The 21770-nt window shown below is 69.4% G+C and carries 21 protein-coding genes; 7 read left to right on the top strand and 14 right to left on the bottom strand.

Annotated features, from left to right (window positions below; translation table 11 throughout):
* Positions 1-93: 93 nt before the first annotated feature.
* From groL to ACH4TV_RS25915, 4 genes are all read right to left on the bottom strand, one after another.
* The gene (gene groL / locus ACH4TV_RS25930; protein WP_398402009.1) at positions 94-1716 is read right to left on the bottom strand and encodes a chaperonin GroEL; all 1623 of its coding nucleotides are present in this window, start codon (positions 1714-1716) and stop codon (positions 94-96) included.
* 150 nt (positions 1717-1866) lie between these two features.
* Positions 1867-2175, bottom strand: coding sequence for a co-chaperone GroES (gene groES / locus ACH4TV_RS25925; protein ID WP_017239619.1), 309 nt, complete (start codon positions 2173-2175; stop codon positions 1867-1869).
* 384 nt (positions 2176-2559) lie between these two features.
* Entirely contained in the window at positions 2560-3351 is a 792-nt protein-coding gene (locus ACH4TV_RS25920; RefSeq protein ID WP_398402007.1) for a polysaccharide deacetylase family protein, read from the bottom strand.
* 5 nt (positions 3352-3356) lie between these two features.
* Positions 3357-4277 carry a polysaccharide deacetylase family protein gene (locus ACH4TV_RS25915; RefSeq protein ID WP_398402005.1) on the bottom strand — a complete coding sequence of 307 codons (921 nt, stop codon included), beginning with the start codon at positions 4275-4277 and terminating at the stop codon, positions 3357-3359.
* A 90-nt stretch (positions 4278-4367) separates the two neighbouring features.
* Here ACH4TV_RS25915 and ACH4TV_RS25910 point away from each other — a divergent pair, with 90 nt between their 5' ends.
* Entirely contained in the window at positions 4368-5558 is a 1191-nt protein-coding gene (locus ACH4TV_RS25910; RefSeq protein WP_398402003.1) for a methyltransferase domain-containing protein, read from the top strand.
* A 201-nt stretch (positions 5559-5759) separates the two neighbouring features.
* On the opposite strand, the gene ACH4TV_RS25905 is transcribed toward ACH4TV_RS25910, so the two are convergent.
* The 5 genes from ACH4TV_RS25905 to ACH4TV_RS25885 form a co-directional block, all read right to left on the bottom strand.
* Entirely contained in the window at positions 5760-7049 is a 1290-nt protein-coding gene (locus ACH4TV_RS25905; protein ID WP_398402001.1) for an RNA polymerase sigma factor, read from the bottom strand.
* 104 nt (positions 7050-7153) lie between these two features.
* Positions 7154-7510, bottom strand: coding sequence for a YciI family protein (locus ACH4TV_RS25900; RefSeq protein ID WP_398401999.1), 357 nt, complete (start codon positions 7508-7510; stop codon positions 7154-7156).
* Positions 7511-7633: 123 nt separating this feature from the next.
* Entirely contained in the window at positions 7634-8704 is a 1071-nt protein-coding gene (locus ACH4TV_RS25895; protein ID WP_398401997.1) for an LCP family protein, read from the bottom strand.
* A 73-nt stretch (positions 8705-8777) separates the two neighbouring features.
* Complete coding sequence (locus ACH4TV_RS25890) at positions 8778-10139, bottom strand: endo-1,4-beta-xylanase (protein WP_398401995.1); 1362 nt, start codon at positions 10137-10139, stop codon at positions 8778-8780.
* Between the two features lie 153 nt (positions 10140-10292).
* Complete coding sequence (locus ACH4TV_RS25885) at positions 10293-11348, bottom strand: LacI family DNA-binding transcriptional regulator (RefSeq protein WP_398401993.1); 1056 nt, start codon at positions 11346-11348, stop codon at positions 10293-10295.
* A gap of 128 nt (positions 11349-11476) precedes the next feature.
* Here ACH4TV_RS25885 and ACH4TV_RS25880 point away from each other — a divergent pair, with 128 nt between their 5' ends.
* The 4 genes from ACH4TV_RS25880 to ACH4TV_RS25865 are packed head-to-tail and all read left to right on the top strand — an operon-like array spanning position 11477 to position 17010.
* A complete protein-coding gene (locus tag ACH4TV_RS25880) occupies positions 11477-12823 on the top strand; it encodes an ABC transporter substrate-binding protein (RefSeq protein ID WP_398401991.1) in 1347 nt (448 codons plus the stop codon).
* Positions 12820-13719, top strand: a complete 900-nt coding sequence (locus ACH4TV_RS25875) for a carbohydrate ABC transporter permease (protein ID WP_398401989.1) — start codon at positions 12820-12822, stop codon at positions 13717-13719. Before ACH4TV_RS25880 ends, ACH4TV_RS25875 begins: the two co-directional genes overlap by 4 nt.
* Before the next feature lie 4 nt (positions 13720-13723).
* Positions 13724-14632, top strand: a complete 909-nt coding sequence (locus ACH4TV_RS25870) for a carbohydrate ABC transporter permease (protein WP_398401987.1) — start codon at positions 13724-13726, stop codon at positions 14630-14632.
* Between the two features lie 56 nt (positions 14633-14688).
* On the top strand, positions 14689-17010 hold the full coding sequence (locus ACH4TV_RS25865; RefSeq protein ID WP_398401986.1) for a glycoside hydrolase family 3 N-terminal domain-containing protein: 2322 nt from the start codon (positions 14689-14691) through the stop codon (positions 17008-17010).
* Between the two features lie 178 nt (positions 17011-17188).
* Here ACH4TV_RS25865 and ACH4TV_RS25860 read toward each other — a convergent pair whose 3' ends face one another.
* From ACH4TV_RS25860 to ACH4TV_RS25840, 5 genes are all read right to left on the bottom strand, one after another.
* Positions 17189-18007 carry a DUF3152 domain-containing protein gene (locus tag ACH4TV_RS25860; protein ID WP_398401984.1) on the bottom strand — a complete coding sequence of 273 codons (819 nt, stop codon included), beginning with the start codon at positions 18005-18007 and terminating at the stop codon, positions 17189-17191.
* A 73-nt stretch (positions 18008-18080) separates the two neighbouring features.
* Positions 18081-18974, bottom strand: coding sequence for a hypothetical protein (locus ACH4TV_RS25855; protein ID WP_398401982.1), 894 nt, complete (start codon positions 18972-18974; stop codon positions 18081-18083).
* Positions 18975-19000: 26 nt separating this feature from the next.
* On the bottom strand, positions 19001-19504 hold the full coding sequence (locus tag ACH4TV_RS25850; protein WP_398401980.1) for a SigE family RNA polymerase sigma factor: 504 nt from the start codon (positions 19502-19504) through the stop codon (positions 19001-19003).
* Positions 19505-19796: 292 nt separating this feature from the next.
* Positions 19797-20276, bottom strand: a complete 480-nt coding sequence (locus ACH4TV_RS25845; protein ID WP_398401978.1) for a hypothetical protein — start codon at positions 20274-20276, stop codon at positions 19797-19799.
* A complete protein-coding gene (locus tag ACH4TV_RS25840) occupies positions 20273-20512 on the bottom strand; it encodes a hypothetical protein (RefSeq protein ID WP_398401976.1) in 240 nt (79 codons plus the stop codon). The genes ACH4TV_RS25845 and ACH4TV_RS25840 overlap by 4 nt, the downstream gene beginning before the upstream one ends.
* A 167-nt stretch (positions 20513-20679) precedes the next feature.
* Here ACH4TV_RS25840 and ACH4TV_RS25835 point away from each other — a divergent pair, with 167 nt between their 5' ends.
* Together ACH4TV_RS25835 and ACH4TV_RS25830 are read left to right on the top strand one after the other, a co-directional pair.
* A complete protein-coding gene (locus ACH4TV_RS25835; RefSeq protein WP_398401974.1) occupies positions 20680-21519 on the top strand; it encodes a DUF5753 domain-containing protein in 840 nt (279 codons plus the stop codon).
* Positions 21497-21718 carry a DUF397 domain-containing protein gene (locus tag ACH4TV_RS25830; RefSeq protein WP_398401972.1) on the top strand — a complete coding sequence of 74 codons (222 nt, stop codon included), beginning with the start codon at positions 21497-21499 and terminating at the stop codon, positions 21716-21718. Before ACH4TV_RS25835 ends, ACH4TV_RS25830 begins: the two co-directional genes overlap by 23 nt.
* The last annotated feature ends 52 nt before the right edge of the window (positions 21719-21770 follow it).

Genomic DNA, 21770 nt, shown 5'->3' with positions numbered 1-21770 from the left:
GGATCATCTGACCGCCCGCGAAGGGAGAAACCCCCCGTTCCAGCCAGGAACGGGGGGTTTCTTCGTGCGGCAGGGCTTTTGCCGGTGCCCTGACTAGTGGGAGTGGCCGTGGCCCCCGGCCGCGGCCGGCTCTTCCTCTTCCTTCTTCTCGACGACCAGGGTCTCGGTCGTGAGGAGGAGGGAGGCGATCGAGGCCGCGTTCTCCAGGGCGGAGCGGGTGACCTTGACCGGGTCGATGACGCCCTGCTTGACCAGGTCGCCGTACTCGCCGGTGGCGGCGTTGAAGCCCTGGCCCTTGTCGAGCTCGGCGACCTTGGAGGTGATGACGTAACCCTCCAGGCCGGCGTTCTCGGCGATCCAGCGCAGCGGCTCGACGGCGGCCTTGCGGACGACCGCGACACCCGTCGCCTCGTCGCCGGTCTTGCCGAGGTTGCCCTCAAGGATCTTCACGGCGTGGACGAGCGCGGAGCCACCGCCGGAGACGATGCCCTCCTCGACCGCGGCACGGGTCGCCGAGATGGCGTCCTCGAGGCGGTGCTTCTTCTCCTTCAGCTCCACCTCGGTGGCGGCGCCGACCTTGATCACACACACGCCGCCGGCCAGCTTCGCGAGGCGCTCCTGGAGCTTCTCGCGGTCCCAGTCGGAGTCCGTGTTCTCGATCTCGGCCTTGATCTGGTTGACGCGGCCCGTCACGGCGCCACTGTCGCCGCCGCCGTCGACGATGACCGTGTCGTCCTTCGAGATGGTGACGCGGCGGGCGGTGCCCAGCACGTCGAGGCCGACCTGGTCGAGCTTGAGGCCGACCTCCTCGGCGATGACCTCGGCGCCGGTGAGCGCGGCCATGTCGCCGAGCATCGCCTTGCGGCGGTCACCGAAACCGGGGGCCTTCACCGCGACCGCGTTGAAGGTGCCGCGGATCTTGTTCACGACCAGGGTCGACAGGGCTTCGCCCTCGACGTCCTCGGCGATGATCAGCAGCGGCTTGGAGGAGTTGGTCTGGATGACCTTCTCCAGCAGGGGCAGCAGGTCCTGGATCGAGGAGATCTTGCCCTGGTGGATCAGGATGTACGGGTCGTCGAGGACGGCCTCCATACGCTCCTGGTCGGACACCATGTACGGGGACAGGTAGCCCTTGTCGAAGGCCATGCCCTCGGTGAAGTCCAGCTCCAGACCGAAGGTGTTGGACTCCTCGACGGTGATGACACCGTCCTTGCCGACCTTGTCCATCGCCTCGGCGATGAGCTCGCCGACCTGCGTGTCCTGCGCGGAGAGCGCGGCCACGGCGGCGATGTCGGACTTCTCCTCGATGGGGCGGGCGGTCGCGAGGAGTTCCTCGGACACAGCCTTGACCGCCGCGTCGATGCCCTTCTTCAGGGCGGCCGGGGAGGCGCCGGCGGCGACGTTCTTCAGGCCCTCGCGGACGAGCGCCTGGGCCAGCACGGTGGCGGTGGTCGTACCGTCACCCGCGATGTCGTTGGTCTTGGTCGCCACCTCCTTCACCAGCTGGGCGCCGAGGTTCTCGTACGGGTCGTCGAGCTCGACCTCGCGGGCGATGGTGACGCCGTCGTTGGTGATGGTGGGAGCGCCGAACTTCTTGTCGATGACGACGTTGCGGCCCTTGGGGCCGATCGTCACCTTGACCGTGTCGGCAAGCTTGTTGACGCCGCGCTCAAGGGCGCGACGGGCGTCCTCGTCGAACTTAAGGATCTTCGCCATGGGAGCGATTCAGCCCTCTCGGAAACTTGGGAGAACGAACTGCGCCCCCGGCACCCGGCTGTTGAAGGTCGCGGGGGCCAGGGGCGCAGTTCACTGCAATGCTGGTAATGCCGGGCAATGACCGGTACTACCGGGTTATTACCGGGTGAATTACTTCTCGACGATCGCGAGTACGTCGCGAGCCGAGAGGACGAGGTACTCCTCGCCGTTGTACTTCACTTCGGTGCCGCCGTACTTGCTGTACAGCACGATGTCGCCGGTCTTCACGTCGAGCGGAAGACGCTCGCCGTTCTCGAAGCGGCCCGGGCCCACAGCAAGGACGACGCCCTCCTGGGGCTTCTCCTTCGCGGTGTCCGGGATGACCAGGCCAGAGGCCGTGGTCTGCTCTGCGTCGAGCGGCTGGACCACAATGCGGTCCTCGAGCGGCTTGATGGCAACCTTGGAGCTGGTGGTCGTCACGATCCGACCTCCCCCTTCGGAGATCTCACGGGGTTAACTGTCTGAGGTGGCGACCAGGTGGATCCGTCGTCGCGGGTGCCGGACCTGCCCGTCGCTATTGGCACTCTCCAGGGGGGAGTGCCAGACCTGAGACTATGACTGCGATTAGCACTCGGTCAAGCGGAGTGCCAATGCCGCCGGCGGTTCGGCAGGGGTTTCTGGTGATCGTGGGGCCTGATGAGTGAGCGTTCGTCGGTGTGAGCGCCGGTTCCTGGGGGCTCTGCCCCCAGACCCCCGGTCGCGCTGGACGCGCTCGTCCTCAAACGCCGGACGGGCTGGGATCGCCGGCCCGGCGCTGAAACTGGCTGGAACTGAAGGGGCCCTGCCCACCTGGCAGAGCAGGGGTCAGAGGTAGTCCTCCAGGTGGGCCACCCTCAGGCCTCTCTCCTGGATCTGCCTCAGCAGGCTCACCGTCCGGTCGACCAGGGGGAGGCCGACGGAGATGATGTCGCCCGCCCGGAGTTGGTCCTCCCCCGCTCCCTCGGTCCAGAGGACCACCGCCGACGCGCCGCAGTCCGCGGCGGCCCTCAGGGTGGTCCGGTCGTAGGTGCCATAGGGCGGGCGGAAGAGGCGGGGGCGGATGCCGAAGCGTTCTCTGAGTTTGTCCTGTTGGCCGCAGATCTCGGCGCGCTGGCCGGCGTACGGCAGGCCGCGCAGGGACTGGTGGTCCAGGGTGTGGTTCTGGATGTTCGCGCCGACCTCGCGCAGGCGGGCGAAATGGGCGTAGCCCGGGCCCACGACGCTGTCCGTGAGGAACATGCTGACCGGGAGGCGCAGTTCGCGGACCAGGTCGACGAACCGGGGGTCGCGTTCGGCGCCGTCGTCGTAGGTGAGGAAGACGACCTTGTCGTGGGTCCGGACACGGTCGACGACCGGGGGGAGGCCGGGGTCCGCCGGGTGGGCCCGGGGGTTCGGGGATGCGGGTGGGGCCGGGGGCAGAGGGGCGGGCAGGCCCCAGCGGAGGTGGGCCTGTCTGTCGCCGGGCGGGGAGTGCGTACGGGGCTTCTGGGCCGTGTGCGCCGCCTGCTCGCCGGGACGACCGGTTTCGGTGGGGTCCGCGGACCGGGCGCAGCCGGTGGCTGTCATGGCGAGGAGGGCGGCGGTGAGTGCGGCGGCGGACAGGGGGCGCGCGGTCACCGGCCTCACAGGTAGTCCTCCAGGCGGGCCACCGCATACCCCTTGGCCGTGACGAGTTTCATGAAGCGGCGGACCATGTCGGGCATGGTGCCCTTCCCGTCGCCCTTGCCCCGGAAGTGGCTGAGGACGATGTCGCCGGGGTGGAGGTCCCGGTCCCACTCGCGGTAGTCCCAGTGGTCGGCGAAGACCTCCTCGTTCCACAGGGGTACGTGCGTCACACCGCACGACTTCGCGGCGCGCAGGCTGTCCTCGTCGTAGTTTCCGTAGGGCGGGCGGAAGAGGGTGGGGCGGCTGCCGTAGCGCTTCTTGATCACGTCCTGCATGCCGCAGATCTCGGCCTTCTGCCGGTCGTAGGAGAGGGCCGGCAGGTAGCGGTGGCGGAGGGTGTGGTTGTTGAGTACGACGCCCAGGTCGCGCATCTTCCTGAAGTAGCCGTAGTCCTCCTTGACCAGGTAGTCGCTGAGGAAGGCGGTGTACGGGATCTTCAGTTCGCTCATCATCCGCAGGAACGCGGGGTCCTTCTCGGCGCCGTCGTCGATCGTGAGGAAGACGATTTTGTGGCGGGTGGGGATCGTGGTGAAGACGAGGGGCAGGCCGCGTTTCTCGTGGTCGTCGACCTCGAAGCCCTTGCGGGTGGTGAGGTGGGGTTTGCGGGCGGGGGGCGGGGGTGCGGTCAGGGGGACCTGGGCCAGGCCCCAGCGCTTGGCCGCGGCTGCGCGGGCCGCGTGCGTCCGGGCCAGCTTTCGGGCGTACGCGGCCAGGGCGCGGGCCGGGGGCTCGTGGAGGCGGAGCGGCTGGCCGGCGGCGGGGCGTACCGGTTTCGGGGCGTTCTCGGCGGCACAGCCGACCATGAGGGCCAGTACGGCTGTCCCCGCGCACAGTCCGCGCGAGGTCCACTTTTTGTCATTTTGTCCTACTGTCCGCATGGTGCCGGATCTTCCCAGGCCTGCGATACGAGGAAGACCCGACACCGGCACCGGAAGCCCGCCGTCCACCGTCTGGCGGACAATGACCCGGTGAACGAGCCCGCCGCTTCCCTCGCCGCCTTCGCCGCCCTGCTCACCCCTCAGGGCCGCGCCCTCCTCGACGAGGTGCGCGGCACCGAGCCGGCCCGTGAACTGGCCGTCGCCACCCGGCTGCGCCGCGAGTACCCCGTCGAACTGGTCTCGGCGGCGCTCGGACAGGCGCGGCTGCGGCAGCGGGCGGCGGTGAAGTTCGGTGCGGGGGACGCCGAGCGGATGTTCTTCACGCCGAACGGGGTCGAGCAGTCGACCCGGGCGAGTGTGGCGACGTACCGGGCGGGGCGGTTCAAGGAGTTGGGTGTGACCTCCGTCGCCGACCTGTGCTGCGGGATCGGGGGCGATGCGGTCGCGCTCGCCCGGGCCGGCATCCGCGTCCTCGCCGTGGACCGGGATCCGCTCACCGTGGCCGTCGCGCGTGCGAACGTCGAGGCGCTGGGGATCGGGGAGATGGTGGAGGTGCGGGAGGCGGATGTCACGGACGTCGACACGTCCTCGTACGACGCCGTGTTCGTCGATCCGGCGCGGCGGGGAGGGCGGGGGCGGATCTTCGATCCCGAGGCGTACTCACCGCCGTTGTCCTGGGCCGTGGGGGCGGCGGAGAAGGCTCCGCTGGCCGCGTTGAAGATCGCTCCCGGTGTGCCGCACGAGGCGATTCCCTCTGCGGCCGGGGCCGAGTGGATCTCCGACGGTGGTGATGTGAAGGAGGCCGTGCTGTGGTTCGGGGCCGAGCCCGGGCCCGGGGTGGTGCGGGCAACTCTGCTTCCTGGGCCGCGTGTTCTGGTCGGGCGGGGGTTGCCCGATCCTCAAGTGCGTCCGGTGGGACGGTACTTGTACGAGCCCGACGGTGCCGTCATCCGGGCGCATCTGGTGGCGGAGGTGGCCGAGGAGGTCGGCGGGGGGCTCATCGACGAGACGATCGCCTTTGTGACGGCGGATGAGCTGCGGGCTACCTCGTTTGCCTCCGCTTACGAGATCACCGATCAACTTCCCTTCGGTGTGAAGAAGTTGAAGGCTCTGCTGCGGGAGCGGGGGGTCGGGGTGCTGACCGTGAAGAAGCGGGGGTCGGCGGTCGAGCCGGAGGAGTTGCGGAAGATGGTGAAGCCTCGGGGGCCCCACTCGGCGACGGTGTTTCTGACTCGGGTGGCGGGGGCGCCGGCGATGCTTGTGGGGCATCCCGTTCGTTAGCGCTCCGCTGGGGGGCGGTTGTTTGGGTGCGGGTGGGTGGGGGCTTGTCGCGCAGTTCCCCGCGCCCCTGTCGGGGGCGCGTCCGTGCGGTGAGCTCCGCTGGTTGGGCGGTTTGGGGGCTGCGGGCCCGGTGGGGGGCCGTTCACGCAGTTCCCCGCGCCCCTGTCGGGGCGCGTCCGTGCGGGGCACGTGTCTTGTCCCCTAGCCGCACTCCTTCGCTCTGGCTTGCAGTAGGGACCGTTCTCGTTCGTTGTGGGTCAGTTGGGCGGCTCGTAGGAACTCCGCCTGTGCCTCCGTCTTGCGGCCCAGGCGTAGGAGGAGGTCGCCTCGGACGCTGGGGAGCAAGTGGTAGTCGCGTAGGGCCGGTTCGGTGGTCAGGGGGGCGATGATGCGGAGGGCTGCTGCCGGGCCCTCCGCCATCGAGACGGCCACCGCACGGTTCAACTCGACCACGGGGGACGGGGATCGGACGGCGAGGGCCGCGTACAGGGTGGCGATGCGGGGCCAGTCGGTGTCCTCGTAGGAGTGGGCGTGGGCGTGGCAGGCGGCGATGGTGGCCTGGAGGGCGTACGGGCCCGGTCCTGACGTGGTGGTCGTGGCGCCGGCTGCTTCGGCTCGGGCGAGGGCCGTGAAGCCGCGGGCGATCAGCATGCGGTTCCAGCGGGAGCGGTTCTGGTTCTTGAGGAGCACCGGCTCTCCCGACGGGCCCGTGCGGGCCGCCGAGCGGGACGCCTGGAGCTCCAACAGGGCGGTCAGCGCGTGCACTTCGGGTTCCTTGGGCATCAGGCCCGACAGCACGCGGGCCAGCCGCAGGGCGTCCTCGCAGAGGGCGGGGCGCAGCCAGTCGTCGCCTGCTGTGGCGGCGTACCCCTCGTTGAAGATCAGGTAGATGACCTCCAGGACCGAGCCGAGTCGGGCCTCGCGCTGCGGGCCGTACGGGACCTCGAAGGCGACGTTCTTCGTCGCGAGGGTCCGTTTGGCGCGGACGATGCGCTGGGCGACCGTCGCCTCGGGGACCAGGAAGGCGCGGGCGATCTCGGGGGTGGTGAGGCCGCCGAGGAGGCGGAGGGTGAGGGCGATGCGGGCCTCGGCGGAGAGGGCTGGGTGACAGGTGGTGAAGACGAGGCGGAGCAGGTCGTCGTCGATGTCGTCGGGGGCCGAGGGCTCGGGCGGCGGGACGGTCGTCTCCAGGGTCCGGCCGATCTGCGCCAGCTTGCGGGCGTAGGTCTCGCGGCGGCGGATCAGGTCGACGGCGCGGTGTCTGGCGGTGGTCATGAGCCAGGCGGCCGGGTTGTCGGGGACGCCGTCGCGGGGCCACTGTTCGAGGGCGGCGACCAGGGCGTCCTGGGCCAGTTCCTCGGCGATTCCCACGTCCCGGACGGTGCGGGTGACGGCCGCGATGATGCGGGGGGATTCGAGGCGGAAGACGGTCTCGACGGTCCGGGTGATCGCCCGTTCGGGCGATGGGTCGGAGGTGGGCTGCTGGGTCACAGCCCACCATCAGACACCGTCGGCGGCGATCGGCCAAGCAAGCCGAAAGGTCGCCAAGAGGTCCAGGGGCGTCAGGGGCGTCAGGGGCGTACTGAGCGGGTGGCTCAGCCCTCCGCGATCTCCCGGACCTCGCAGGTCACCGTCCAGTGCTCGTCGTGCACCTTCAGGAACCGCTTGGTCCATTCAAGGGCCTCGGCCTTGTCCTTGCACTGCATGATGGCGTAGCCGCCGACGATCTCCTTGGACTCGGTGAAGGGCCCGTCGGTGACGGAGATCTTGCCGTCCTGCCAGTGCATCCGGGTGCCCTGTGCGGTGGGGGTGAGCCCGGCGGTGTCGAGCATCACCCCGGCCTTGGTGATCTCCTCGATCAGCTCACCCATCCGCTGCATCAGTTCGGGGCTGGGGCCCTCGGCGGGAGCGGTGGACTCGTCGATCTGGACGAGGGAGAGATAGCGGGGCATGGGGTCCTCCTTGGGCGGGGCCCGGTTCCTTTCCGGGCTCTCACCTGTGCGTCGAACGGGGAGGGCCGGGATCGACACGGCCGCGAAAGTTTCTTCGCGGAACCCCGGGAACCCGGTGCCCCCTCAGCGCAAGGACGCCCAGAGTTCCGCCGCCTCCGGCTCCTCCGCGACCACCCGGTTGGCGTCGGACGGCGCCGGCACCACCGGCATCGTCACCGTCGTCACGTCGTCCGCAGACAGGCCCTGCAGGCTCTGGCCCAGGCTCATCAGTTCGGTGAGGGAGTCGAGGCCGGTGTCCGTCGTCAGGCTGGCTGTCGCCACGTCGGCGACCTTGTACAGCTGGGCCGGGCTGGTCAGCAGGTTCGTCGAGGAGATCTGCTGGAGGAGGGCCTTGACGAGTTTCTGCTGGAGTTCGATCCGGCCCAGGTCGCTGCCGTCGCCGACACCGTGCCGGGTGCGGGCCAGCGCGAGGGCCTGGGTGCCGTCGAGGTGGTGTTCGCCCGCCCTCAGGTCGAGGTGGCTGTCTTCGTCGTGGATGTCCTCGTCCGTGGTGACCGTGACGCCGCCGAGCGCGTCCACCAGGTCCGCGAAGCCCGCGAAGTCGATCTCCAGGTAGTGGTCCATGCGGACGTCCGTCATCGACTCCACCGTCTTGACCGCGCAGACCGGGCCGCCGACCGAGTACGCCGTGTTGAACATGACGCGGTACGCCTCCTCCGTCGAGTCCCCGTCCGACAGGGGGCAGGACGGGCGCGTGACCAGCGTGTCGCGCGGAATGCTGACGATCGTCGCCTTGGTGCGGCCCGCGTCGAGGTGGACGACCATCGCTGTGTCGGACCGCGCGCCCTCACTGCTGCCGCCGCCGAGTGCCTGGTTCCGCTTGCCGCTGCGCGAGTCCGACCCCAGCACCAGGATGTTCAGCGCCTCGCTCGGCAGCGGGGACGCCGACGCGGACGCGGATGTCGACGGCAGCGGCTGCGTCTTCGGCGGGCGGTTGTCGCCGAGTGCGCTGTTGATGTCGACGCTCTTGATGTTGCGGTTCAGGTGCCAGTAGGCATAGCCCGCGCCGAGGGCGGTGAGCACCAGGGCACCGGCCAGCGTGAAGCCAACGGCCTTCACCCAGCGCGACGACCGTCGGCCCACCTGTCTGCCCGCGCCCCCGTCGTCCGACGCCTGATCCTCGTCTCCCGTCACACGGAAGAACGTACGTCCGAATTATTACGGGCGCGGGCGCAAGCCCGGCATTCTTCGGAAATTCTCAGACTTCTCAGCCCAGGGTCACTGTCGGTACCGGGTTGCTCCCGCTCCAGGTCCCGTTGAACCCGAAGCTCACCGAACCGCCGCTCGGTACCGACCCGTTGTACGAGGCGTTCGCACAGGACACCGCCGCGCCCGACTGGGTGCAGGTGGCGTTCCAGGCCTGCGTGAGCTGCTGCCCGGCGCCGTACGTCCAGTTCACCTTCCACGACGACAGCGACCGGCCCGCGGAACAGCTGATCGTCACCTGCCCGGTGAACCCGGTGTTCCACTGGCTCGGGACGCCGTACGTCGCCGTGCAGCCCTCCGTCGACGGGGTGCCGCCGAGCGACTGGGCGATCGCGTAGTACGCCGGTTTCGGGGTGAAGTTCTCCGTGTACGGGGTCGCCGCGCCGTATCCGTCGAACACGTCCGGGATCCAGGAGTCGGAGTCCGTGAAGCCCCAGACCGTCACACCGGTGCACCGGGTCACGGCCACGCACGCGTCCATGACGGCCTTGTACTCGGTCGCCTGTTGAGTCAACTTGGCGTCCGTGGCGGGCAGTTGCATACGGATGTCCAGTTCCGTGATCGCCACGTCCACACCCAGATCGGCGAACCGCTGGATGTTCTGCTGGAACGTGGAGGGGTACTGGCCGAGGATCAGGTGCGCCTGCAGGCCCACTCCGTCGATCGGGATCCCGCGCTCCTTCAGGGACTTGACCAGGTTGTAGAGGGCGGTGCTCTTCGCGTTGACGCCCTCGACGTTGTAGTCGTTGATGTAGAGCTTCGCCGTCGGGTCGGCCGCTCGCGCCCACGTCAGGGCCTGTGCGATGTAGTCGGTGCCGAGGTTGTCGGACCAGAGCGTCGAGCGGTAGGTGCCGTCCTCGTTGAAGGGCTCGTTCACCACGTCCCAGGCCGCCAACCTGCCCTTGTAGCGGGTGACTTCGGTGGTGATGTGGTCCTGGAGGATCGTGCTGAGCTGGGCCGGTGTCCAGGTGCCGTTCGCCAGCCAGCCGGGGTTCTGGCTGTGCCAGACCAGGGTGTGGCCGCGTACCTGCTGGTCGTGGGCCTCGGCGAAGGCGACGATCTGGTCGGCCTCGGCCCAGTTGTAGGTGCCCCGGCTGGGCTCCACGGACTCCCATTTCATCGCGTTGCCCGGGGTGAGCGCGTTGAACTGGGTGCCGGCGAGGTCGCCGTACGTGCCGGTGAGTTTGCCTCCGGTGACTGCCGTGCCGATGACTTTGCTCTTGGCCGCCGCGAGATCGCGCAGCGGGGGGTCAGCGGCGTGGGCTGAGGTTGCCGTCCCGGCCAGGAGCAGTGCGGCGGCGGTGGCTGCGCCGGTGAGGAGGGCTATCAGGCGTGATCGTAAAGCTGTTCTGGAGGGGCTCATTGCGGGTGCCTCCGAAAGTTTCGGCTGTTCAACCGATTGACTTCGGGGCAGTGTGGGGTGTCTTGCATCGCACGTCAATAACAACTGCACCACTAACACGGTGGTACATCGGCTGCGGGTGCGTTGTGGCTGGTCGCGCAGCTCCCCGCGCCCCTAGCGGGGCGCCGGGGGCGCCCCCGTGCTGTTGCGTACCACCAGGCTTGTTGCCAGTTCCACTCTGGTTGCGCCCGAGGTGCCGTCCTCGCGGCCCAGGTTCAGGACGAGTTTGGCCGCTGTTTCGGCCATTTCCATCAGGGGCTGCCGTACGGTCGTCAGCGGGGGGCCGACCCAGCGGGCGATCGGGAGGTCGTCGAAGCCGACGACGCTCAGGTCCTCGGGGATGCGCAGACCGAGTTCGCGGGCGGCCTCGTACAGGCCCAGGGCCTGGAGGTCGTTGCCGGCGAAGACGGCGGTCGGGCGGTCCGGGGAGCGCAGGAGTTCGAGGCCGGTGCGGTAGCCCGTCTCGTGGTGGAAGTCGCCGACCTTGATCAGCGCCGGGTCGACCGGGAGGCCCGCCGTCTCCAGGGCGGCGCGGTAGCCGTCGACGCGGGCGCGGCTGCACATCATCCGGGAGGGGCCGCTGATCGCCGCGATCCTGGTGTGGCCCAGTTCGATCAGGTGGCGGGTGGCCGCCAGGCCGCCCTGCCAGTTGGTGGCGCCGACCGAGGGCACGTCGTCCCCGGGGTCGCCGGCCGGGTCCATCACCACGAACGGGATGGAGCGGCTGGTCAGCAGCGCCCGCTGGGACTCGTCGAGGCCGGACAGGACCAGGATCACGCCGTGCGGGCGGCGGGCGGCGACCTGGTCGGCCCAGGTCCGCCCCGGGGTGAGGCGGCCCGCACTCTCGGACAGGACGACGCTCAGGCCCTCCTCCCGCGCCGCGTTCTCGACACCCCGGATGACCTCCATCGCCCAGGCGCTCTCCAGCTCGTGGAAGACCAGGTCGATCAGCGGGGAGCGGCTCGCCTCGGCGCGGCGGCGCCGGTAGCCGTACGCCCGCAGCAGGTCCTCGACGCGGGTGCGGGTCGCCGGGGCGACATCGGCGCGACCGTTGAGCACCTTCGAAACAGTCGGAGCCGAGACACCTGCCTCGCGGGCGATCTCGGCGAGCGTCGCGGTCTGGGTGGACTGCGGTGTCGTCTGTGTTTCAACGGTTTTCGGGGGTCTCATGGAGGCGATCGTATCCCTGCGCCAACTCTTGACGAAGCCCCTCGCCCGCCATAAGTTCCCGGAACATTCGAAGTGCCACCCGAAAGATTCGTTCGGATTCGTTCAGAACATTCGCGAGAGGTGCTGTCATGGAGTCCAACAGAGGGCGGTCCACAGGGGCCACCGGTACGGCGTTCAGCAGGCGCTGGGTGCTCGGTGCCGGTGCCTCCGCCCTGCTCACCACGGGCCTCAGCGGCTGCGGCTCGGGTGAGGGTTCGGGGGGCGGAGGCGGGGACACGATCACCGCGTTCGTGTACGGGGACGACGCTGTGAAGGTGCAGCAGGCGGCCGTTGACCGTTTCAACAGGTCCGCGGCGGCGAAGACGGCCAAGGGCAAGGTCAAACTGGAGAAGATCCCGGGCTCGGACTATCTGCCCAAGCTGCGTACGGCGATGGGGTCGCCCAGTGCCCCGGACGTCTTCTTCAACTGGGGCGGCGGCTCCATCAAGGCGTACGAGGCGGCCGACAAGATCGTCGACCTGACCGACATCATCGAGAACGACCCGGTACTGAAGAACGGCTTCCTGCCCTCCGTACTCGCCGCCGGTGACCTCAAGGGCCGCCACTACGGCATACCGATGCGCGGCATGCAGCCGGTGATCCTCTTCTACAACAAGTCCGTCTTCGCCGATCAGAAGCTCCAACCGCCCACCACCTGGGACCAGTTGCTCGACATCAACACCAAGCTGAAGAAGGCGAAGATCACCCCCTTCGCCCTCGGCGGCTCCGACATCTGGCCCGAACTGATGTGGCTGGAGTACCTGGTCGACCGTATCGGCGGCCCCGAGGTCTTCCGGCGCATCCAGGACGGCGACGCGGAGGGCTGGGGCGACCCGGCGGTCCTCAAGGCCGCCGAGATGGTGAAGGAACTCATCGACGACGGCGCCTTCGGCTCCAAGTTCACCTCCGTGTCGTACGTCAACGGCGGTGCCCCGGCGGTATTCGCCAAGGGCAAGGCGGCGATGCACCTGATGGGCTCGTGGGAGTACTCGACGCAGCTCGGCAAGTTCCCCGACTTCGCCAAGAACAACCTGGGCTGGGCGGCCTTCCCGAAGATCGAGGACGGCGCCGGCGACGTCCGCAACGTCGTCGGCAACCCCACCAACTACTGGTCCATCAACCCCCGTACGCAGAACCGCGACGCGGCGATCGCCTTCCTCAAGGACTGCGCGTCCGAGGCGTACGCGAAGGACCTGGTCGCCCTCGGCGACGTCCCGACGACCTCGAACGCGGCGGCGCTGCTGTCCTCCGCGCCCAACCCGGAGTACGCGACGTTCCAGTACGACCTGGTCCAGAAGGCACCCGCCTTCACGCTCTCCTGGGACCAGGCGCTCGGCGACGAGCTGGGCACGAAGATGCACACGGAGATCGGGAAGCTGTTCACGGGCAAGTCGTCGCCCAGTGAGTTCGTGTCGGCCTGCAAGGGGCTGAAGTGAGCTCTACGGTCACTCACCGGGACGAGGAGACGGTGAAGGTACGCAAGGTGCGGGCCGGGCGGCCGAGCGCCGTCTGGGCGCTTCCCGCGGTCCTCTTCTTCACCTTCTTCGCGGTCGTCCCGATGGCCCTGGCCTTCTATCTCTCCTTCACCAAGTGGGACGGCCTCGGCGACCCGAAACCGGTCGGCCTCGCCAACTGGCAGAAGCTGCTGGACGATCCGCGGCTTACACAGTCGCTCGGGCTCACCGTCCTTCTGATGGTGGTGAGCTGGGCCTTCCAGACGGTGGTCTCTCTGCTGCTCGGCGTCTGGGCGGCGGGCCGTCAGCGCAACCGGGCGATCCTCTCCGCGATCTTCTTCGTCCCGTTCCTGCTCTCCTCGACGGCGATCGCACTGCTCTTCTACGCCCTGCTCGACCCGAACTTCGGCGTCATCCGGGAGAACATCCTCGGCTCGTCGAGCGGCGCGTTCCTCGCGATCGTCTTCGTCGGCGCCTGGCAGTTCATCCCCTTCCACACCCTGATCTACCAGGGCGGGGCCCGCCAGATACCCGAGGTCCTCTACCAGGCGGCGGCGATCGACGGCGCGGGCCGCTACCGCCAGTTCTTCTCGATCACGCTCCCACAGCTGCGGCACACCATCACGACGTCCACCGTCCTGATGGTCGTCGGCCTGCTGACGTACTTCGAGACCGTGCTGATCCTCACCAAGGGCGGCCCGGGCACGGACACGGCGATCCTGCCGTACCTGATGTACGAGGCGGGCTTCAAGAGCTACGACTTCGGCTACGCGAGCGCCATCGCGTCCTTCCTGGTCGTGGCCGCCACAGGCTTGTCCGTGCTCCTCGTGCGACTGACCGGCTTCGGCCGCATGCGCAGTACCCGCGAAGGGATGTGACGACATGTCACACGACACGCTCCCCCGCCCCACGACCGCCGACAAGCGCCCGGAACAGCCCGGGCGGCGGCCGGCCGGGCGTCGTCGCAAGCACTGGACCAGGCGCGCCAACCCACTCGCAGGCCTCGGCTCCGCCGTCTGGCTCACGATCGTCATCATCCCCATCTACGCGATGCTGTCGGCCTCGCTCACCAGCCAGGACAAGGCGCTCACCGGCAACCCCCTGAAGCCGCCCACCGATCCGACTCTCGACAACTACAACACCGTCCTCAACTCCGGCTTCTGGCACCTGCTGAGCAACACGGTGATCGTGGCCGTCGCGGTCGTGGCCATCGTCCTCGGCCTCTCCATCCCGCTCGCGTACGTCGCCGTCCGCACCCGCGACCGCTGGTCGGGCCTGGCCTTCCGCCTCTTCCTGCTGGGCGTGGCGATCCCCGCCCAGGCCGTGGTCGTGCCCCTCTACCTGCTCATCGCCAAACTCGACCTGTACGACAGCCTGTTGGCGGTCATCCTGCCGACGGCGGCCTTCGCCATGCCGGTCTCGGTGCTCGTCCTCGTGGGCACGCTGCGGGACGTCTCGGAGGATCTGTACGAGGCGATGGCCCTGGACGGCGCCTCCCCGCAGCGGATGCTGTTCCAGCTCGCCATCCCGCTGGCCAAGGGCGGTATCAGCACGGTCGTCATCTTCTCCGCCCTCCAGGCCTGGAACGGCTTCCTCTTCCCGCTGATCTTCACCCAGTCCGACGGACCCCGCGTCCTCACCCTCGGCCTCTTCAACTACGTGAGCCAGTTCGGCGTGAACATCCCCGCCCTGCTCGCGTCGGTCGTCCTCTCCGGCATCCCGATCTTCGCCGTCTACCTGGTGGCCCGGCGTGCGCTGATCGGCGGCCTGATGGGCGTGGGCGGCAAATGAGCACCCGGGACGACGCAGCCAGCGAAAGTGAACTCGCAGACTCTGACAGGAGTTTCATGACGACCGCCCCCTGGCGTGACCGCGCCCTGCCGGCCGACGCCCGCGTCGACGACCTGCTCTCCCGGATGACCCTGGAGGAGAAGACCGCCCAGCTCTACGGCGTGTGGGTGGGCGCCTCGACAGACGGTCACGGGGTCGCCCCGCACCAGCACGACATGACCGCGGACTACGCGTGGGACGAGCTGATCACCCGAGGCCTGGGGCAGCTCACCCGCCCCTTCGGTACGGCCCCCGTGGACCCGGCGCTGGGCGCGCAGGCACTGGCCCGCGCCCAGCGCCGGATCGCCGAGGCGGGCCGCTTCGGCATACCGGCGCTGGCCCACGAGGAGTGCCTGGCGGGCTTCACGGCCTGGCGCGCGACGGCGTACCCGGTCCCCCTGGCCTGGGGCGCCACCTTCCACCCGGAGCTGGTCGAGGCGATGGCGGCCCGCATCGGCCGGGACCTCGCCTCGGTCGGCGTCCACCAGGGCCTCGCCCCGGTCATGGACGTCGTACGGGATCCGCGCTGGGGCCGGGTGGAGGAGACGATCGGCGAGGACCCGTACCTGGTCGGCACCATCGGCTCGGCGTACGTCCGGGGCCTGGAGTCGGCCGGGATCATCGCCACGCTGAAGCACTTCGCGGGGTACGCGTCCTCGGCCGGTGCCCGCAACCTCGCTCCCGTCCGGGCCGGCGTACGGGAGTTCGCGGACGTCACCCTGCCGCCCTTCGAGATGGCGCTGCGCGAGGGCGGGGCGCGTTCGGTGATGGCGGCCTACAACGAGACGGACGGCGTCCCGGCCTCCGCCGACCCGCATCTCCTGACCCAACTCCTGCGCGAGGACTGGGGGTTCACGGGAACCGTGGTCTCGGACTACTTCGGCATCGGCTTCCTGGAGACCCTGCACCGGGTCGCGGGTACGCCGGCCGAGGCCGCCCACGCGGCGCTGGCGGCCGGCATCGATGTCGAGCTGCCGACGATCCGGAGTTACGGCGACGCGCTGGTGGCGGCCGTACGGGACGGAGACGTACCGGAGTCGCTGGTGGACCGGGCGGCGCGGCGGGTCCTGACGCAGAAGTGCGAGCTGGGCCTGCTGGACGAGGACTGGGAGCCGGAGACGGCCGAGACGAGGGCCGCGACGATCGACCTCGACTCGGCCGGAAACCGCGCGCTGGCCCGCCGGTTGGCCGAGGAGTCGGTCGTGCTGCTGGACAACCCGGCCGGGCTGCTCCCCCTCGCCCCGGACACCCGCATCGCGGTCGTCGGACCCAGGGCGGCGGACGCGCTGGCCATGCTGGGCTGCTACTCGTTCCCGTCCCATGTGCTCCCGAACCATCCGGACACCCCGGTCGGCCTGGAGATCCCGACCCTCCTGGACTCGCTGAGGGCCGAACTCCCGGACGCCAAGGTGACGTTCGCGGAGGGCTGCGGCACCTCGGACCCGGACACCGCGGGCTTCGAGGAGGCGGTGGCCCGGACCGCCGAGGCGGATGTGTGCCTGGCGGTACTGGGCGACCGGGCCGGCCTGTTCGGCGGCGGCACGTCCGGTGAGGGCTGCGATGTGGCGGACCTGCAACTGCCGGGCGTGCAAGCCGAGTTGCTGGACGCGCTGGTGTCGACGGGGGTACCGGTGGTGCTCGTACTCCTCACCGGCCGGCCGTACGCCCTGGGCCGCTGGCACGGTCAACTGGCCGCCACCGTCCAGGCGTTCTTCCCCGGAGAGGAGGGCGGCCCGGCGGTCGCGGGAGTGCTGGCGGGCCGCGTCACCCCGTCGGGCCGGCTGCCGGTGAGCGTGCCCAGGGAGCGCGGGGGCCAGCCGTGGACGTACCTCCAGCCACCGCTGGGGCTGGCGGGCGAGGTGAGCAGCCTGGACCCGACACCGCTGTACCCGTTCGGGCACGGCCTGTCGTACACCTCCTTCGCCTGGGAGGACTTCGAAGAGGGAGACCAGGCGGAGGTCGGCACGGACGGTTCGTACGAGGTGTCGGTGACCGTCCGCAACACGGGTGCGCGGGCCGGGGCGGAGGTCGTCCAGCTGTATCTGCACGACCCGGTGGCCTCGGTGACCCGGCCGGACGTGCGCCTGATCGGTTACGAGCGGCTGGAGTTGGCGCCGGGGGCGGCGAGCCGGGTGACGTTCCGCTTCCACGCGGATCTCTCGGCGTTCACGGATCGGGAGGGGCGGCGGATCGTCGAACCGGGGGCGCTGGAGCTGCGGTTGGGGGCGTCGAGTGCGGACGTGCGGCACACGGCGCGACTGCGGCTGACGGGGGCGGTACGGGAGGTAGGCACGGAGCGGCGGATGCGGTGTGGGACGGAGGTCGACTCCCGTTCCTGAACGGCGCGTTGATGGTGTTGCCCCGGGACGAAGTCCCGGGGGCGACCCGGGACAACCGGGCTTTCGGCGCTCCATGGTGAGACGGTGACCGACCGGACAGGTGCCGTGCCCGGCCGGCCCGTGCGACGGCGACGCCGGGCGTCGGCCGGTCCCGAGGGCCGGCCCTGCCCCCGGCGGTTCACGGGACCGCGGGGCCGTCCAGGTAGCGGCCCTGCGTGTCGTACGGCCAGGCGTTGGACACGCAGCCCTTGAGGCCGTCGATCTGCTGCATCATCGCGGGCGCGGGGCGGCCCGGGCCCGGGCAGGTCAGATGGCCCCGGCCGAGCCAGTGGCCGACCTCGTGGTTGACGATCAGGGCGCGGTACTCGACCGGCGGCCCGGCGAACTCGGGGGAACCCAGTTGCCAGCGCTTGAGGTTGATCACCACGTTCGGTCCGGTACGGCAGTTGACCTCTCCGATGTGGTCCGGCTGCCGTACGTTGCACAGCTGGTCCGTGGTGGTCGCGGTGGCGACGCGGAACACCAACTCGGCCTCCGCGTCGGTGACTTGACGGAAGCTGGCCCCTGCCTGGCCCCAGCCGCGCGGGTCGTTGAGGATCACGGCGATCTGCCGGGCCGCGTCCGCCGGGTCGACGCCGGCGCCGTCCTCGACCTGGACCCGGTAGGGGGTCCCGGAGGCGGGGCCGGTGGTGGTGAGGGGCGCGGTGGCGAAGGTGCCGGGTCCGGACCGGGGGATGGCGGGCTGCGAGGAGGCGCCGTTCCCGGGTCCGTTTCCAGTTCGGGAAGTGTTCGTGGCGTCCGGGGAGTTGGAGGGCTTGGGGGACGTGGAGGGCGTGGGTGACTCGGAGGCGGTGGGGTCGTCGAAGCTCGGGCTGGGGCTCGGGGAGGCCGTGCCGGGGGTACGGGCGGTGCCCGCCTGCGACGCGCCGTCGGGCAGCAGTTGCGGCAGAAGCGCCAGCATCGCCGCCGTACCGACCGCGGCGAGGCTGACCGTCACGCGTACACGGGTCCGGCGTTGACGCCGCCTGCGTAAGGCGATCCGGCGGCGCGGCCCTTGGGCTGTACGGCGCTCACGCATCGTCGGCACCGCCCGCCCCGGTCGGACGCACGCTCGCACTGGAACTCACACCCGCACTCGCACTCGCCAAGGAGCCCTCCGCCAGGTACTTCGCCTCGGGCAGCAACACCGTCGAGACCGCCGCGGACAGCACCTGGTCGGCGGTGACGGGCGGGGAGACCCCGGCGGCCGTGTCGGGGTCGACGGCCAGCTTCACGGTGCTGCCCGCGTAGCGGTAGAGCACGCTCACGGAACGCAGACCGGACACTTCGCCGTACGCCACGGTGACCCGCGCCTCGATCCGACCGTCAGGCTGCCACGTCGTACGGCAGTTTGATCCTGGCGATTCCGTCGATTCCGGTTCCAGGAGTTCCACCGCGCCCGGGCAGGGGGCGACGCCCTCCGAACCGTCCGGCACGGCCTGGAACCGTACGGGGAACGCGTGTCCGTCCCGCCGGGCCACGAAGAGGTCGGACCCCGACGGGGTGACGGGCCCGATCCAGTCGCCCAGGGCAAGGCTCAGCGCCTCGGCCGCCCGCTTCCGGTGAACGGCGTCGGGCGTGGCCTCGGGCACGGGCGTCGGTGCGAGCGTCGTTTCGGGCGTGGGCACCGGTGTGAGCGGCGCGGCCGGGGTGGCCGAGCGGACCGAGGGGGACGCCTGACCTCCGTCCAGCACGCCACCGAGTGCGGCCGAGCCGATGCCCCCGGCCGCGAGGACCCCGGTCACCGCGCCGACCACGGCGGCCCGCGCCCGGAACCGGCGGCGCCTGCCCAGGCGTACCGCCTCCTGCGTGAGATCGGGCAGCGGCGCGAGCCCGGCGGCGGCCTGCTCCATCAACTCCCTCAGCTCACCGACGAGCGCTGCGTCGGGCCCGGGCTCGTGCGGGCCGGGTGGCGTGTCGTGCACGGATGTCCCTTTCGCTGCTGGGCGGTTCAGTACTCGGCGGTGTACACATGGGCCTCGCCCAGCACCGCGCGCAGCCGGGTCAGGGAACGGGAGCACTGGCTCTTGACCGTGGACTCGCTGCACCGCAACTGCGCGGCCACCTCCGACACGCTCAGGTCCTCCCAGTAGCGCAGCACGACCATCGCCCGTGCGCGGGGCGGGAGTTCGCCGAGCGCCGCCATGAGCGTGACGCGCAGATCGGGTCGGGGCACGGCGGGCGCGGGGTCGGGGCGGGCGTGGGCGAGCAGATCGCGCAGCCGGCGCCGCCGCTCGTGCAGGAACAGCCGGGTCAGGACGGTACGGGCATAGGCGTCGAGGTGCTCGGCCCGGCTCGCCCGGTGCCAGTGCTGGAAGAGCCGGGCCAGCGTGGCCTGCACCAGGTCTCGGGCGTGCTCGCGGTCGCCGCACAACAGATACGCCGTCCGGTAAAGCCGCTGCCGCCCCGCCCGCGCGTACTCCTCGAAGTCCCGCTGCCGGACCGTCGCCGACATCCACCCTCCCGTTTCCCACAAGGCAATGACTCACACGCCTCATACGCACCACACACCTCATCCACCTCACCCGCCTCTTCCTCACCTCTTCTTGAGCGCGCTCGAGGCGGAAAGGTTGAAGGGGGCGCGGAAGTTTCTCGTTGGCTACGGAGGATGAGGGGGGTGTCCCCTCACGGATACGGGTGCCAGGCAACGACGACGATCACGGCCAACAGGCCACCGACGCTGATCGCCGTAAGCACTCCACTCCAGACCGCGTCGTCGGTCGTGACCTTCCAACTGCGTAAACGCCTCACGACGTACGTGCCCGCACGACGCGCGCCGGTTCGAGGCCGGCCGGAAGTCCGGCGGCGACTCCGTCCGGCGGTTCCATGACCGCGTAGTCCGCGAACGTACGCCGGTACCGCGCGTGCCGCGTCTCCTGCATGTGCCTGCGCTGCCACTCCTCGACATCCGCCGGATGACCCTGCACACCAGACTCAGCCCCGCACTCGAACTCGTCCCCCGAAACGCACCTCGTCGCGTACTCCGGCTCGGCAGTCACGTCCTGCACGATCGTGAACGGCACGTACCGGAACGTCCGCCGGGTCGTTCGCGGTGCCTCCGGGTGCTCGCGCCGCTGGTGCTGACGCATCAACACGTTGGCGTCCGTCTCCGCACTGCGGTCGAACACCGAGCGCGCCGTCTCACGGCACTCGGCGAGTTCGGCGCACGTCCCACAGTTGTCCACCGGAACGGGCGGACCGCTCACATCGAAGCCTGGCGCGCTCACAGCACCCGCCCGGCACGCTCGTTGACTGCCTTGACCTCGGCACTGAGCCGTTCCGCCGGGGTCGCCGGGCGAATCAACGCCGGGTCGGCCTGCCACTCGCGACCCCCGCCCACGGGGCGCAGCATCGCGTACGGCCCCACCTTGTCCTGGTACTCCCCCGCCTTGCCCGCCACCGGGTCGTAGACCAACGCCCCGTGCTCCGGGGTCTGTTCGTCCGTGTGTTGCGTCGTGGTCACTCCGTACACCTCACGCTTCGTGTGTGCGCACCCCGATCAGACGGGTAGTTACGCGCTGTATTCCAACCGTCACCAAGATGACCGAAGGTGCCGGTCGGGTACATGCTTGGACTGTCACCGAACGTCCTTGAGTGACAGCGAGTTGGCGCGAGGAGAGGTTCGACGGAGTGGAGCTGAACAGCGAAGACGCCAAGCTCACGCCACGGGTCAGGCTCGGCAGGCGGGTACGACGACTCCGCGAACGCAAGGATCTGTCGCTACGCCAGCTGTCCGAACGCGTGGGCGGCTACTCGCACAGTTACTTGGGCCGCGTGGAGCTTGGGGAGCAGTTACCTTCAGAGGCACTGGTCAACACGTTGGACGAGTTCTTCGACGCCGACGGCATCTTGGTCGAGTTGCTGGAACTGGCGCACGACACGCTCGTTCCGGACTACTTCCGAGTGGCCTTCTACAAAGAGGCCGAGGCCACGCGCATCCAGGTCATCACGAGTAGCATCGTCCCCGGACTTCTCCAGACTCCCGAATATGCACGGGCACTCTTCCGGAGATCACAACCGGGCAAGACCGACGAGCAGGTTGCCGAGCTTGTTACCGTCCGAATGAAACGGCAGCGAATCCTAGACCGCGACCAACCGCCTTATTATTGGGCAATCATTGACGAATCTGCACTCAGGCGCCCAATTAGTGGTCGAAGGTGCATGGCGGAGCAGATCAGGCAGGTATTAGAAATGGCCGATCGCCCGCACGTGACCGTCCAGGTGCTTTCGTTCGACACAGGTGCGCACCCCGTGCTCGGCGGCAGTCTCACCTTGCGAACCCTGCGCGACGGCGAGACGATTGCAGCCATCGAAAGCTTCACAACTGGTGAATTGGTAGAATCCCCGAGCAGAGTTCTTCAATTGACGCAGAAGTTTGACGTAGCACGGTCCCTGGCCCTCACGGACGACGAATCACTCGATCTGATCCGCAGATATTTGAAAGAGTATGAACTTGAAGACGATTCCTGATGCGTCGACCATATTTGCTTGGCGCAAATCCAGTCACAGCGACAACGGGGACGGCGGCTGCATCGAAGTATCAGACAACCACCCCGACGGCATACCGGTCCGCGATTCCAAGAACCCGCACGGACCTGCGGTCATCTTCATAACGGCAGCTTGGTCATCGTTCGTCGACTCCGTCAAAAGCGGAAATCTCTCTGCCTGAGCCTCACGACGGCCTTCGCCGCTGCGGCTGGGGCCGTCGTCATGACGACGCA

The sequence above is a fragment of the Streptomyces sp. NPDC020898 genome, from assembly GCF_044333925.1.
In the GTDB taxonomy this organism is placed as follows: Bacteria; Actinomycetota; Actinomycetes; order Streptomycetales; family Streptomycetaceae; genus Streptomyces.
The sequence above is the reverse complement of the archived record's forward strand: the minus strand, read 5'-3'. Positions and strand labels throughout refer to the sequence as shown.

Coding starts and splice junctions, on each gene's coding strand:
- groL (WP_398402009.1), bottom strand. CDS start 1,716: ATGGCGAAGATCCTTAAGTTCGACGAGGACGCCCGTCGCGCCCTTGAG.
- ACH4TV_RS25880 (WP_398401991.1), top strand. CDS start 11,477: ATGGAGTCCAACAGAGGGCGGTCCACAGGGGCCACCGGTACGGCGTTC.
- ACH4TV_RS25915 (WP_398402005.1), bottom strand. CDS start 4,277: ATGCGGACAGTAGGACAAAATGACAAAAAGTGGACCTCGCGCGGACTG.
- ACH4TV_RS25830 (WP_398401972.1), top strand. CDS start 21,497: ATGAACTTGAAGACGATTCCTGATGCGTCGACCATATTTGCTTGGCGC.
- ACH4TV_RS25890 (WP_398401995.1), bottom strand. CDS start 10,139: ATGAGCCCCTCCAGAACAGCTTTACGATCACGCCTGATAGCCCTCCTC.
- ACH4TV_RS25865 (WP_398401986.1), top strand. CDS start 14,689: ATGACGACCGCCCCCTGGCGTGACCGCGCCCTGCCGGCCGACGCCCGC.
- ACH4TV_RS25885 (WP_398401993.1), bottom strand. CDS start 11,348: ATGAGACCCCCGAAAACCGTTGAAACACAGACGACACCGCAGTCCACC.
- ACH4TV_RS25870 (WP_398401987.1), top strand. CDS start 13,724: ATGTCACACGACACGCTCCCCCGCCCCACGACCGCCGACAAGCGCCCG.
- ACH4TV_RS25850 (WP_398401980.1), bottom strand. CDS start 19,504: ATGTCGGCGACGGTCCGGCAGCGGGACTTCGAGGAGTACGCGCGGGCG.
- ACH4TV_RS25900 (WP_398401999.1), bottom strand. CDS start 7,510: ATGCCCCGCTATCTCTCCCTCGTCCAGATCGACGAGTCCACCGCTCCC.